This is a genomic window from Niallia sp. FSL W8-0177 (genome assembly GCF_038006285.1).
In the GTDB taxonomy this organism is placed as follows: domain Bacteria; phylum Bacillota; class Bacilli; order Bacillales; family Cytobacillaceae; genus Niallia; species Niallia circulans_A.
This window is the reverse complement of the sequence record NZ_JBBOUX010000001.1, coordinates 2,529,722-2,543,664: the sequence shown is the minus strand read 5'-3', so window position 1 is coordinate 2,543,664 and position 13,943 is coordinate 2,529,722. Positions and strand designations below refer to the sequence as shown.

Below are 13,943 nucleotides of genomic sequence, written 5' to 3'. Positions count from 1 at the left end.
TGCTATCTTCTTCGAAAAAATCCAGTCGGATTCTAATTTTCCAATAAAAACAGCCAACTCCTAAAAATACTGGTATATTTGGATGGGTTAAAGAGCATAATGGGAATACTTACCTGGAATTTCCATGTTAGGTGGAATATTTCATGAAACGAATGAAGATGAGGTGTTTCCTATGCTCAAATGTCCAAATTGCCAGAGCAAAGATATTGGGAAAATTGGAATAAATCAATATTACTGCTGGAATTGCTTTATTGAATTATCGCTTACGAAAGGGATTATTCATACACATCAAGTAGAAGAAGATGGAAGCTTAAGTTCTTTAGACGACTTATTTGACGAAGAAGAGCGTCGATTAAGCTAAGTTTTTCTCCGTGTAAACTTGGCGCTCACTTCCATATAAAAAGGGGTGCAAAGTAAATGGGTAAAGCGATAAATACAGCAATAGCTATTGGGGCTGGTGTAGTGGCACTTAGCTATATGCAAAAAAATAATATGATGAGTCAAAAACAACTGAAAAAAGTGCAGAGGAAAGTAATGAAGATGTTTTAATTGTGAGTTAGTAGACAAGGCTGGAACGAACCTTCCTGGCCGAAATTTTAACCCAAGCAATGATACCGGAATCAAAAAATTCGTATCATTGCTTGGGTTTTTTCATTTTATTATTATGTTGATAATTATAGTCAAGCAGGCGTTCGGTTGTCCTGCAGCCACGCTATGTGTCGGTAAGCAAGCCTAAGTCTGTGGGGGATTACATAGATAGCTAAGCCGTTTTTACAATTTAATACTAGATAAAAAAATGCATAAAAATTCCTATTATCTCTCACAATACATTAAAGAGGGAGGAAAGGAAATGGATATAAGAATAAAATGGTATTATCGATTAGGATTTACCTTATTACTTTTTATCGTTTTATTTATTTTTATAAAATTATCACCGATATGGTTACCCATTTTAAGTCTTATAACAAAGGTTATAACTCCTTTTATTATTGGTGCGTTTTTTACGTACTTACTTCATCCAATAGTAGAATTATTACATAAAAAAGGTTTACATAGAGGGTTGTCTGTTGCATTTATTTATATTTTATTTTTTGGCGGGATTGGGTATGCGATCTATAAAGGTATCCCCATTCTTATTGAGCAGCTGGAAGAGCTGACAGTTAGTGCTCCAAAGCTTGCAGAGCGATATAAAGATTTAATTGATTCGATTCAAAATAAAATGGAATCTTGGCCGCTTAACCTACAGGAAAAAGTTGACCGTGGAATTGACATATTTGAAAGGAAAATGGAATCCCTTTTGAATAAAGTAATTAATGGTGCCATGGGGATTGTCAATTATTCGATTATAATTATGCTTATTCCCTTTATCTCTTTTTATATGTTAAAGGATATAAATGCGGTAAGAAAAGGCTTTAATGGATTAATTCCTAATAAATGGCGCAATAGTGCTCGCTTATTTTTAGAGGATGTAAATGAATCATTAGGCAGCTATATAAGAGGACAATTATTGGTTTGTACAATTATTGGAGTTATTTCTATGCTTCTTTTTTTGATTTTTCATATGAAATTTGCCCTTGTATTAGGAATGATCATAGGAATAACGAATGTCATTCCGTATTTTGGACCGGTAATTGGAGCTGTTCCAGCTTTAATTGTTGCAAGTACTGTTTCTGTGAAAATGATCATTATTGTCGTGATTATCATTATTATTCTGCAATTTCTCGAAGGAAATATATTATCGCCATATATAGTAGGGAAAAGTACTCATATGCATCCCTTGTTTATTATGTTTGCGCTATTGCTAGGAGAGGAGATAGGCGGGATGATTGGAATGATTGTGGCAGTCCCTTTATTATCCATTGTAAAAGTAGCAATCATTCATATGAAAACCCATTTTGGAAAAAAAGAACGAGAAATAAAACGTATATAAATAGACCAATATTGACAATACTGCCTAATAATCAGTATAATTCGAATGAAGCATATATCGATAAAATGGTGAAAGAAATAAGTAGATTATAGTCCACTCTAAAGAGAGGAATTCCCTTTGGCTGAAAGGAGTTCTAGGTGAAGGATAATTGAAAGCTAATTCTTGAATGCAGCTAATCACTGCCGTTTTCCGCGTTAAGGAATGTTGAGAGATGGATATTATTTATTGTTATTTTTTTATACTTTTATCCATAATCAGGGTGGTACCGCGAGCAATACTTTCGTCCCTGTCCAGGGATGGGAGTTTTTTTTATGCCTTAAAACGGTAAACGTTAGTGGTTGTAGCAAATACATAAGAAAAAACAGGAGGATATGTGATGAAAAACTTAACTGGTGCAGAAATAAGAAGCAAATTTTTAGAATTTTTTCAGGGCAAAGGGCATGCGATTGAGCCAAGTGCATCTTTAGTGCCTCATGATGATCCGTCATTATTATGGATTAATAGTGGTGTAGCTACCTTAAAAAAATATTTTGATGGTCGCGTTATTCCTGAAAATCCAAGAATAACAAATGCGCAAAAATCAATTCGTACAAACGATATTGAAAATGTGGGCAAAACGGCGCGTCACCATACTTTTTTTGAAATGCTTGGTAACTTTTCGATTGGGGATTATTTTAAAGAAGAAGCAATCGAATGGGCTTGGGAGTTCTTGACAGATGAAAAATGGATTGGCTTTGATAAAGAAAAGCTTTCTGTAACCATCCATCCAGAGGATGAAGAAGCATATGTTTTATGGCGAGATAAAATTGGCATACCAGAGAATCGCATCATTCGCTTAGAAGGTAACTTTTGGGACATAGGTGAAGGTCCAAGTGGTCCTAATACAGAAATATTCTATGATCGTGGTCCAGAATATGGCAATGATATCAACGATCCAGAATTATATCCAGGTGGAGAAAATGATCGTTACTTAGAAGTATGGAACCTTGTTTTCTCTGAATTTAACCATAATCCAGACGGCACTTATACACCTCTGCCAAAGAAGAATATTGATACAGGTATGGGCTTGGAGCGTATGGCGTCTGTTGTTCAAAATGTTCCAACAAACTTTGATACAGATTTATTTATGCCGATTATTCGCGCGACTGAACAATTAGCAGATGTCCGGTATGGCAAGGACTCTTTAAGCGATGAAGCATTTAAAGTAATCGCAGACCATATACGTACAGTGGCTTTTGCAATAGGTGACGGGGCTCTTCCGTCAAATGAAGGAAGAGGTTATGTGTTAAGACGTTTGTTGCGCAGAGCAGTTCGTTATGCAAAGAAAATTAATATCAACAGACCATTTATGTTTGAATTAGTTCCAGTAGTGGCTGAAATTATGGTAGATTATTATCCTACTGTAAAGGAAAAGACAGAATTTATTCAAAAAGTCATGAAAAGTGAAGAAGAACGATTCCATGAAACATTAAATGAAGGTCTTGCTATCCTTTCCGAAGTAATGGAGAAAGCAAAAGACAATGGAGTTATAGCTGGAGAAGATATTTTCCGTTTGTACGATACGTATGGATTCCCAGTTGAACTTACAGAGGAATATGCAGAGGAGCAAGGTCTGGCTATTGATCATGAAGGTTTCGAAAAAGAAATGGAAAGTCAGCGTGATCGCGCCCGAAAAGCACGTCAAGAAGTTGACAGCATGCAAGTTCAAAGTGGAGTGTTAGGCAATATTAAAGTGGAAAGTGAATTTATTGGTTATGATCAGTGGTCAAATGAAGCGCAAATCGTGGCTTTATTAAGAAATGGTCAAGAAGTAGAGACTGCAGAAGCTGGGGATGAAATTCAGTTTATATTAGACAAAACACCATTCTATGCAGAAAGCGGCGGTCAAATTGCTGACAAAGGAACGTTAAAATCGGATCATGTGACAATTAGCGTGGAAGATGTTCAAAAAGCGCCAAATGGTCAAAATTTACACAAAGGAATAATTGAAACAGGAGCTGTTAGGGTAAATGATAGATTAGCAGCTAAAGTGGATAGTAAAAATCGTTCCAAAATTATAAAGAACCATACAGCAACTCATTTATTACATCAGGCATTAAAAGATGTTCTTGGAACACATGTTAATCAAGCAGGATCTCTTGTACAACCAGATCGTTTACGTTTTGATTTTTCTCATTTTGGGCAAATTACTGCAGAGGAATTAGATGAGATTGAACGAATCGTTAACGAAAAGATATGGGAAAGTATTGCAGTTCAAATTGATTACAAGGATATCGATGAGGCGAAAGCAATGGGTGCAATGGCTTTATTTGGTGAAAAATATGGAAAAGTAGTACGTGTTGTCCAAGTTGGTGAGTATAGCTTAGAACTATGCGGCGGGTGTCATGTTGATAATACTTCAGCAATTGGTTTATTTAAAATTGTTTCGGAAGCTGGAATTGGCGCAGGAACAAGACGTATTGAAGCAGTAACTGGACAAGCGGCATACCAACAACTGACAGATCAAATTCACTTATTAAAAGAAGCGGCGAATAAGTTAAAAACTAGTCCCAAAGATGTCGTTACTCGCGTAGACAGTCTTCTTACAGAGGTGAAGCAATTACAACGGGAAAATGAATCACTTGCTGCAAAACTAAGCAATATTGAAGCAGGCAATCTTGTTGATCAAGTGAAATTAGTGAATGAAGTCCCAGTATTAGCGGCTTCTATCCCGAATGTAGATATGAATAATCTTCGCACAATGGCAGATGAATTAAAACAAAAAATAGATTCTGTCGTATTAGTACTTGGAAGTGTCAATGAAGGAAAAGTAAATATTATTGCTGGTGTAACCAAGGATTTAATGGATAAAGGTTTCCATGCAGGAAAGATAGTAAAAGAAGTAGCTTCCATTTGTGGAGGCGGCGGAGGCGGCCGTCCAGATATGGCTCAAGCAGGCGGTAAAGATCCTTCTAAACTAAATGAAGCATTAGAATTTGTACAAGAATATGTGAAATCCGTTTGATATTAAGGACAAGTAGTGTAAAATGTAGATAACTCTTAACAGAAATTGTTCGAAAAGGAAATGGGGTGTTCAAAATGAGCTCATTTGATAAAACAATGAGATTCAATTTTCCAGAAGAACCATATGAACATGATGTAAAAGAAGTACTTTATCAAGTTTACGATGCACTTCAAGAAAAAGGCTATAATCCAATCAATCAAATTGTTGGTTATTTACTTTCTGGGGATCCTGCTTATATTCCCCGTCACATGGATGCACGCAATATCATCCGAAAATTAGAACGAGATGAAATTATTGAGGAACTTGTAAAGTTTTATTTAAAACAGCAACGAGAGGAATAGACGTATGCGATTAATGGGCTTAGATGTTGGCTCAAAAACAGTAGGTGTTGCTGTTAGTGATGCTTTAGGATGGACAGCACAAGGAATTGAAACAATTAAAATTGATGAAGAGAAAGAACAATTTGGGCTTGACCGTATTGCGTCCTTGATTGTTGAGTATGATATAGGTAAAATAGTGGTTGGACTTCCTAAAAATATGAATGGCAGCATAGGCTTTCGTGGAGAAGCTAGTCAAATGTACGGGCAGCTTTTAGAAGAACGATTTGAACTGCCGGTTGTTTTTTGGGATGAACGACTAACAACGATGGCTGCTGAAAGAATTCTATTGGAAGCAGATGTTAGTAGAAAAAAACGTAAAAAAGTAATCGATAAAATGGCTGCATCTATCATTTTGCAAGGATATTTAGACAGTCAAAAATAATGAGGTGGAAATATGGAACACGGTGAGACTAATACAATTACAGTTGTAGACGAACAAGGAAATGAACAATTATGTGAGATTCTATTTACATTTGAATCAGATGAATTTGGAAAATCATATGTATTATATTATCCTCTTGGAGATGAAAGCGATGATGAAGAAATCGACATCCACGCATCTTCCTTCATTCCAAATGAAGAAACAGGCGACGGTGAACTATCTCCGATTGAAACTGAAGAAGAATGGGATTTAGTCGAAGAAATGTTAAATACATTCCTTGCTGAACAAGAAGAAGAGTAATAACGGATAGAAGAAAAGAGAGTCCTTTTGGGCTCTTTTTTTATTTTTTGTTAACTACTAGTCCAGCTTTCAGTAGTATGTAAATTTCACTAAAAGCTACAACTTTCTTAGCAAAATATAGTATAATAGGTCGAGATATGTAAAAAATGTTGGAGTGGTGTGTGTCAAGGAGGGAAAAGATTGACGAATAATAAAGACGAGAACAATACAATAAATAGTAAGAAGGAGTTATTTATAGCTAATTTAAATCAGAGACAACAAGAAGCAAAATTAGTCAGAAGAGTCGTGGTCATTGTTGCCTTAGTATTAATTATGATTGTAGCAGTTGTAGGGACGTCTGGTTACTTTTACATAAAATCAGCTTTAAAACCAGTTAATCCAGATAGTGATAAAGATATTGTAGTGGAAATCCCGATTGGGTCTGGTGTAAGCACTATTTCCCAATTGCTTGAAGATAAGGGGCTTGTAAAAAACGCAAAGGTGTTTAAATATTATGTGAAATTTAAAAATGAGTCGAATTTCATGGCTGGAGAATATCATATGAATCCATCCATGTCGATTCAAGAGATTATTGACAGCTTGAAAACCGGAAAAATTATGCAAGAACCGGTCTTTACCATGACGATACCTGAAGGAAGACAATTAAAAGAAATTTCCGCTATTATCGCGAAGAAGACAAACCAAAAGGAAGAAGAGGTTTGGAAACAATTAAACGATGAAGCATTTATCAAAGGGCTAATGGCCAAAAATCCAGATTTATTAACAACAGAAATTTGGGCGAAAAATATCAAATATCCGCTAGAAGGTTATTTATTTCCTGCAACTTATTCTTATTATGAAGAAAAGCCAACATTGGAAGCAATCATTTCCGTAATGCTTGATAAAACAGAAAGTGTAGTAAAAGCATATGAAACGGAAATTGAACGAGATAAATTAACCGTCCATCAATTTTTAACAATGTCTTCGTTAATTGAAGAAGAAGCAACCAAAAATGTGGATAGAAAGAAAATTGCCAGTGTGTTCTATAATCGTATCGAACAAGGGATGCCATTGCAAACAGACCCGACAGTACTTTATGCTTTAGGAGAGCATAAGGATAGAGTTTATTATAAAGATCTAGAGGTAGATTCACCTTATAATACCTATCAAAATGTAGGCTTACCACCTGGACCTATTGCCAATGCAGGAACTGTTTCTATGGAAGCGGCATTGCATCCGGATGATACAGATTATCTCTATTTCTTAGCTTCAAAAGATGGGAAAGTGTACTTTTCTAAATCGCTTAATGAACATAATGAATTGAAAGCAAAATATATTACAGAGAATGACTAACATTCTTCAACAAAAAAAGACTACAGTCAAACAAAAAGATGTTTGGACTGTAGTCTTTTTTTGAAATTACGTTATTTTGTTCGAAAAATTGTCATCTTTTATATGGATTGCTGTTGATATCTGAAGATTTATTAGCATTCTCCTATATTTTATGATAAAATGGTACAAGTGTTTTTGAGTATACATTTAATGAAATACCCAAATTATATACACTTTTTTGATGTGTTAGGTTCTTAATAAGAAGCTAACTATTTTTAGGTAGAAGAAAAAAGGATAGGGCTTTATGGATTAATTAGGAGGGACTCATCCTTGCAAAATAAACAAATCCTGGAGTATATTGAAAATTTAATTCCAGAAAGAAATAACCAGATTAGTGAAATGGAACATTATGCGAAACAAAATGAAGTTCCCATTATGGAGTTAATAGGGATTGAAACATTATTACAATTACTACGAATTCAGCAGCCTAAAAAAATATTAGAAGTTGGCACAGCGATAGGATATTCTGCCATAAGAATGGCGGAAGCATTACCATCTTCTCAAATAGTTACGTTGGAAAGAGATGAACAAAGGTATTTAGTAGCGAAGGAAAATGTCGAAAAGTTTAAGCTTGAAGCACAAATTGTCCTTTTACAAGGTGATGCCCTTGAATTAGGTTCCATAGTTGAGCAATATGGACCGTTTGATGCTATCTTTATCGATGCGGCAAAGGGACAATATCAAAAGTTTTTCGATCTTTACAGCCCTTTGTTATCGAATGACGGAATCGTGTATACAGATAATATATTATTTCATGGTTTAGTGGCAGCAGAAGAGATAGATAGTAGAAACCTTCGTCAATTAGTACGGAAAATAAGAAATTATAATCAATGGCTTATGGGAAATCAGGATTATCACACAGCAATCTTGCCTGTGGGAGACGGTATTGCAATTAGTAAAAAGAGGGGATAAGAATGAAAAAACCGGAATTACTAGTAACGCCAACCAGTATAAACGATATAGAGCCGCTTATTGATAATGGAGCAGATGCTTTTGTTATCGGAGAACAAAAATTTGGTTTGAGATTAGCCGGTGAATTTAATCGGGACGATGTAAAAAAGGCGATTGAAATCGCACACCAAAGAGGGAAAAAAGTATATGTGGCTGTAAATGCAATTTTTCATAATGATAAAATCGAGGATGTAACAGAATATCTGCGGTTTTTAGTGGCTGTAAATGCGGATGCAATATATTATGGCGATCCAGCTGTTTTAATGATTGCCAGAGAAGTTGCGGCAAATATGAAATTGCATTGGAGTACAGAAACAACAGGGACAAACTGGTACACATGTAATTATTGGGGACGCAAAGGTGCAAAAAGAGCGGTCCTAGCAAGAGAAATTAGCATGGACGCCATCATTGAAACAAAAGAAAATGCAGAAGTGGAGATTGAAATCCAAGTTCATGGAATGACGACGATGTTTCAATCAAAACGTACTTTACTAGAACATTACTTTCAATATCAAGGGAAAGAAGTGGAATTGGAAGCAAGTAAATCAGATAAGAACTTCTTTCTGCATGATAAAGAAAGAGAAAATAAATATCCAATTTTTCAGGATGCAAATGGGACACATATTATGAGTCCAAATGACATTTGTATCATTGATGAGCTTGCAGATCTATTGGATGCTGGCATTGATTCTTTCAAAATCGACGGTCTTTTGAAAGAACCAAGCTATATTATTGCCGTTACTGGACTATATTATCAAGCAATAACTTTGTATTTAAATGATCCAGATCGATATGAAGAAGAAAAAGACCATTTACTTGCTGAGATAGAAAAAATTCAACCACCTAATAGACCATTGGACACAGGATTTTTCTTTAAAGAAACGGTTTACTAAACAAGTGGAGGAGAAGGGAAAATGACATTAGTTAAAGATCCTATTTCTGAAATAAGAGATGGAAAAAGAGTAATTGTAAAGAAACCGGAACTGCTAGCACCTGCTGGTAATTTAGAGAAATTAAAAATTGCTGTTACATACGGTGCAGATGCTGTCTTTATTGGTGGACAAGAATATGGGCTTCGTTCGAATGCTGGAAACTTCACTTTTGAAGAAATGAAAGAGGGAGTGGAGTTTGCTAAGAAATATCAAGCAAAAATATATGTTACTACCAATATATTTGCACATAATGAAAATATTGACGGTTTAGAAGAATACTTACTGGGCTTAAAGTCAGCAGGTGTACATGGAATTATTGTGGCAGACCCATTAATTATCGAGACATGCCGTAGAGTAGCACCCGAAATAGAAGTGCATTTAAGTACACAGCAATCTCTTTCTAACTGGAAGGCAGTTCAGTATTGGAAGGAAGAAGGTTTAGAACGGGTTGTGCTTGCCCGTGAAACAAGTGCAGAAGAGATAAAAGAAATGAAAGAAAAAGTAGATATCGAAATCGAAACATTCATTCATGGCGCAATGTGTATCGCATATTCTGGTCGTTGTACATTGAGTAATCATATGACGGCTCGAGATTCTAACCGCGGCGGCTGTTGTCAATCATGTCGCTGGGATTATGATTTGTACAAGCTAGATGGTGTGGAGGAAAAGCCTTTATTCTCTGAAGGTGATGCTCCTTTTGCGATGAGTCCAAAAGATTTAAAGCTTATCGAATCTATTCCACGTATGATTGAACTAGGCATAGACAGTTTAAAAATTGAAGGTAGAATGAAATCCATTCATTATATTGCTACAGTTGTTAGTGTTTACCGAAAAGTGATTGATGCCTATTGTGCAGATCCAGATCATTTTGTCATTCAAGAGGAATGGCTTAAAGAACTAGATAAATGTGCAAATCGAGATACAGCACCTGCTTTCTTTGAAGGTCAGCCAGGGTATAAAGAGCAAATGTTTGGAAATCATAGCAAAAAGACCACTTTTGACTTTGCTGGTTTAGTGCTCGATTATAATGAAGAGACAAAAATAGTAACATTACAACAAAGAAACTTCTTCAAACAGGGGCAGGAAGTGGAATTTTTTGGTCCGGAAATTGATAATTTTACAATGGTTGTTGATAAAATTTGGGATGCAGACGGAAAAGAAATCGATGCTGCAAGACATCCTTTACAAATTGTTAAATTCAAAGTGGACCACCCTGTTTATCCAAATAATATGATGCGAAAGGAGCTTTAATAAGCATGCAGCCGAAACCAGTAGTTATTGGTGTCGCAGGTGGCTCCGGATCTGGAAAAACAAGTGTGACCAAAGCTATATTTGACCATTTTAAAGGACATTCGATTTTAATGATCGAACAAGATTATTACTATAAAGATCAATCTCATTTACCATTTGAGGAAAGATTAAAAACGAATTATGACCATCCGTTAGCATTTGATACAGAATTATTAATTGATCATATTCAAAAATTATTAAATTATGAAGCAGTGGAAAAGCCAGTATATAATTATGCCATGCATACCCGCTCCGATGAAACTATCCTAGTTGAACCTAAGGATGTAATCATTGTGGAAGGTATCTTAATATTGGAGGATGAAAGTCTTCGTGATTTAATGGATATGAAGTTATTTGTTGACACAGATGCGGATTTACGTATTATCAGAAGATTAATGAGGGATATCAAAGAAAGAGGAAGAACGATTGACTCTGTAATTGAACAATATGTTAATGTAGTTCGTCCCATGCATAATCAATTTATTGAACCAACAAAAAGATATGCAGATATTATAATTCCTGAGGGCGGTCATAATCACGTAGCCATTGATCTTATGGTTACAAAAATTCAAACAATTCTTGAACAAAAATCACTTTTATGAAACAATAGAAAGTATTCATGAAAAATTTCTGGGAAATAGGCTGTTCCATTATAGACAGCCTATTTTTCCAAATATGGATTATGCAAGAAACCAATGGGTTAAAATAATGGGATAAATAAAAGAGCTCTCTGTAATGATATTTGATAATTTTTCCTATTGTTAATTTCATAAAAATAATCATTCTTTTAACAAAAATCGCTAATTAGTGAAAAAATGTTAAATCATTACAGGCAATCTAATAGAAAATGCTTTCTTTTTTCTTCAATCCGTATTAAACTCATTCTATTAGAAAAAAAGCGCGTCCATTTCTAAGATGTCGTGCTATTATCTTTAAATACATAATTATTAGGGATTTTACAAATAGTTTCATGGCTATTCATTAATCCCATACTTGAAGGAGTGAAGATTTTGGCAATCGAAAAAGAATTTCCAATGACATTAGCAGGTAAAGAAAAATTAGAACAGGAACTAGAACAGTTAAAAACAGTTAAACGTAAAGAAGTTGTAGAACGTATTAAAATTGCACGTAGTTTCGGTGACTTATCCGAAAACTCAGAGTATGATTCTGCGAAAGAAGAACAAGCTTTTGTAGAGGGTCGTATCACTACGATCGAAAATATGATTCGAAATGCAAAAATTATCTCGGAAGATGAGTTAGATCGCGACACTGTTTCACTTGGTAGTTCTGTTACATTCGTCGAGCTTCCAGACGGTGAAGAAGAAACATATACAATCGTTGGTAGTGCGGAAGCAGATCCATTCGAAGGGAAGATTTCAAACGATTCTCCAATCGCTAAAAGCTTAATTGGCAAAAAAGTTGGCGATAAAGTAATTGTACAGACTCCAGGCGGAGAAATGAATGTACAAATCGTTACAATTAAATAAGTAATTTAATGGAATGGATAACGGAATAAAAAGTTATCATGGACTTGTTTATAAATGGGACACCTCGTCAACACTTTTGATGAGGTGTTTTATTTATGTGGAGAAAAAGAATAGTTGGCATCGGTATCCTTTTTTTATTTGCTTTATGTATATTGCTAGGAAGGCTAATACAAGTGCAGTTAATAGAGACAAATCATTTCACTAAGCATAATATTAATTTGGTGGAAGCAAGTGTAAAACAAAGATCACAAGAAATGCTTTTGGACAATGGTCGAGGAACCTTTCTTGATAAAAATGGAAATTCGCTAACACATCAGACAAAAGCAGTTTTAATATTATTTCCTTTTTTAAAAAAAATGGATTGGGATAGCAAAAAAGTAGCGGATATTATTGGGACAAGTGAATACAATGTAAAGAATAGTATTATCGATGCAAAAGATCCGGTTGTTTTTGGAGGAAAGAAACCATTGGAATTAACAAGCAGGCAAATGTCTGCTATCAATCAGCTGAAGATTCCAGGTGTTTTTGCCGCAGAGAAAAAGTTTCATATCAATAATAGTATCGCCGAACAACTGCTAGGGATTACTGGTCAAAATGAAGAGCAATTAGGAAAGCGATATCCTGATAGAAAGCTAGGAGGTTCTACATTAATTGGTTTAACAGGCTTAGAAAGAAGCTTTGATGAATTTCTTTTGCCTGATGGCGAATCGAAGCTTGTCTATCATGTAGATGCAAAAGGAGGACCACTCTTTGGCTTAAATGTTAAATATGTAGAACCTGCAAATCCGTTTTATCCTGTAAATGTCCGCACAACCATAGACACAGATTTACAGCAGATGGCAGAAGACTTAGTAGATGAACAAGGCATAAAGAAAGGTGGACTAGTTCTGTTAGATCTAGACGATAATTCGATTGCTGCAATGGTTTCTAGGCCGAAGATAAATGCAGAAGATCCTTATCAGACAGATGGAGTTAATAACTATATGCTAAAACAGCAGATTGTCGGCTCTGTCTTCAAAACAGTCATTGCAGCAGCTGCGATCGACAATAAATTGGATGATAACAATAAGCAATATGATTGCAGCAAGAAGATCAATGGCGAAGAGGACTTAACATATCAGCATGGAATGTTAAATTTTACAGATAGCTTTGCAGTTAGTTGCAACAATACCTTTGGGACAATAGCGAAGACGTTAAGTGATATAGATGAAAATTTAATCGAGGAATATGCAGCTAAATTATCATTGACTAGCCTGGTGGGGTGGCGAGGCAGTGTTTTTCATTCTCCTGATTTCAAACAATTTAGTGGCGAAGAAATGGGAAGAGTGTTTTTGAATGAGGAGGCGAAAAAGGATAAGAACTATGTTGCATTAACGGGAATCGGACAGCATGAGGTACGGGTTACACCATTAGAAGTGGCAAATATGATGGCGACTATTGCTAGAGGAGGAGAAAAGGAAAGTGTCAGAGTTGTTTCAGATATTCAATACAAAAATGGCACAACCTTTTATTCCTTTGATAAGCAAGAGTTAGATGGAGGAAAAATATCTCCTTATACCGCTTCAAGGCTCCAAAAACTTTTAAGAGAAGTTGTTACAAACAATAAAGGAACTGGCAGGTGGTTTCAAGATCTTCCCTATGAAATTGCTGGAAAATCAGGAACGGCAGAAACAGGCGTATATAAAGAGGAGAAGCAGTTACATAATAAATGGTTTGCAGGTTATTTTCCTTATGAGAAGCCTAAATATGCCTTAGTAACAGTGAATTTAGATGTTTATTCAGACGAAGGCGGGGTCAACCAACTATTTGCAGAGGTAGTTAAAGGAATCGATAAAAAGCAGCAAAATGCTGCTCGCTAGTACGCCAATAGGTTCTTGCTTTTCTAAAAGTGTACTGCCATGTTAAAATATGTACAG

Annotated in this window: 14 protein-coding genes and 1 other annotated feature; all 14 genes read left to right on the top strand. The window is 35.4% G+C overall.

The genetic code is table 11. The annotated features are described in order from the left end of the window. The first annotated feature begins 172 nt into the window (after positions 1 to 172). The 14 genes from NST77_RS12675 (at position 173) to NST77_RS12610 (ending at position 13,886) form a co-directional block, all read left to right on the top strand. The gene (locus NST77_RS12675) at positions 173 to 361 is read left to right on the top strand and encodes a hypothetical protein (protein WP_047944344.1); all 189 of its coding nucleotides are present in this window, start codon (positions 173 to 175) and stop codon (positions 359 to 361) included. Between the two features lie 56 nt (positions 362 to 417). Beyond that, entirely contained in the window at positions 418 to 549 is a 132-nt protein-coding gene (locus tag NST77_RS12670) for a YrzQ family protein (protein ID WP_082138431.1), read from the top strand. Between the two features lie 301 nt (positions 550 to 850). Further along, positions 851 to 1,930 carry an AI-2E family transporter gene (locus NST77_RS12665; RefSeq protein ID WP_095331705.1) on the top strand — a complete coding sequence of 360 codons (1,080 nt, stop codon included), beginning with the start codon at positions 851 to 853 and terminating at the stop codon, positions 1,928 to 1,930. A 59-nt stretch (positions 1,931 to 1,989) separates the two neighbouring features. After that, positions 1,990 to 2,221 (top strand) — a binding site (T-box leader). A gap of 85 nt (positions 2,222 to 2,306) precedes the next feature. Continuing rightward, positions 2,307 to 4,934: an alanine--tRNA ligase gene (gene alaS, locus NST77_RS12660; protein WP_123260802.1), complete on the top strand. Its 2,628-nt coding sequence runs from the start codon at positions 2,307 to 2,309 to the stop codon at positions 4,932 to 4,934. Positions 4,935 to 5,008: 74 nt separating this feature from the next. Beyond that, a complete protein-coding gene (locus NST77_RS12655) occupies positions 5,009 to 5,275 on the top strand; it encodes an IreB family regulatory phosphoprotein (protein WP_047944338.1) in 267 nt (88 codons plus the stop codon). A 4-nt stretch (positions 5,276 to 5,279) separates the two neighbouring features. Continuing rightward, entirely contained in the window at positions 5,280 to 5,696 is a 417-nt protein-coding gene (ruvX, locus tag NST77_RS12650) for a Holliday junction resolvase RuvX (RefSeq protein ID WP_095331709.1), read from the top strand. A 12-nt stretch (positions 5,697 to 5,708) separates the two neighbouring features. After that, complete coding sequence (locus NST77_RS12645) at positions 5,709 to 5,996, top strand: DUF1292 domain-containing protein (RefSeq protein WP_047944340.1); 288 nt, start codon at positions 5,709 to 5,711, stop codon at positions 5,994 to 5,996. Between the two features lie 180 nt (positions 5,997 to 6,176). Next, complete coding sequence (gene mltG, locus NST77_RS12640; RefSeq protein WP_341123041.1) at positions 6,177 to 7,328, top strand: endolytic transglycosylase MltG; 1,152 nt, start codon at positions 6,177 to 6,179, stop codon at positions 7,326 to 7,328. A 309-nt stretch (positions 7,329 to 7,637) separates the two neighbouring features. Further along, positions 7,638 to 8,279 carry an O-methyltransferase gene (locus NST77_RS12635; protein WP_235850302.1) on the top strand — a complete coding sequence of 214 codons (642 nt, stop codon included), beginning with the start codon at positions 7,638 to 7,640 and terminating at the stop codon, positions 8,277 to 8,279. 2 nt (positions 8,280 to 8,281) lie between these two features. Next, entirely contained in the window at positions 8,282 to 9,211 is a 930-nt protein-coding gene (locus NST77_RS12630) for a peptidase U32 family protein (protein WP_341123040.1), read from the top strand. A 21-nt stretch (positions 9,212 to 9,232) separates the two neighbouring features. Continuing rightward, a complete protein-coding gene (locus NST77_RS12625; RefSeq protein ID WP_163188147.1) occupies positions 9,233 to 10,501 on the top strand; it encodes a peptidase U32 family protein in 1,269 nt (422 codons plus the stop codon). Between the two features lie 5 nt (positions 10,502 to 10,506). Beyond that, positions 10,507 to 11,142: a uridine kinase gene (gene udk, locus NST77_RS12620; RefSeq protein ID WP_095331717.1), complete on the top strand. Its 636-nt coding sequence runs from the start codon at positions 10,507 to 10,509 to the stop codon at positions 11,140 to 11,142. Between the two features lie 408 nt (positions 11,143 to 11,550). After that, the gene (gene greA / locus NST77_RS12615; protein ID WP_047944032.1) at positions 11,551 to 12,027 is read left to right on the top strand and encodes a transcription elongation factor GreA; all 477 of its coding nucleotides are present in this window, start codon (positions 11,551 to 11,553) and stop codon (positions 12,025 to 12,027) included. A 95-nt stretch (positions 12,028 to 12,122) separates the two neighbouring features. Then, positions 12,123 to 13,886, top strand: a complete 1,764-nt coding sequence (locus NST77_RS12610) for a peptidoglycan D,D-transpeptidase FtsI family protein (RefSeq protein ID WP_341123039.1) — start codon at positions 12,123 to 12,125, stop codon at positions 13,884 to 13,886. Positions 13,887 to 13,943: the final 57 nt, after the last annotated feature.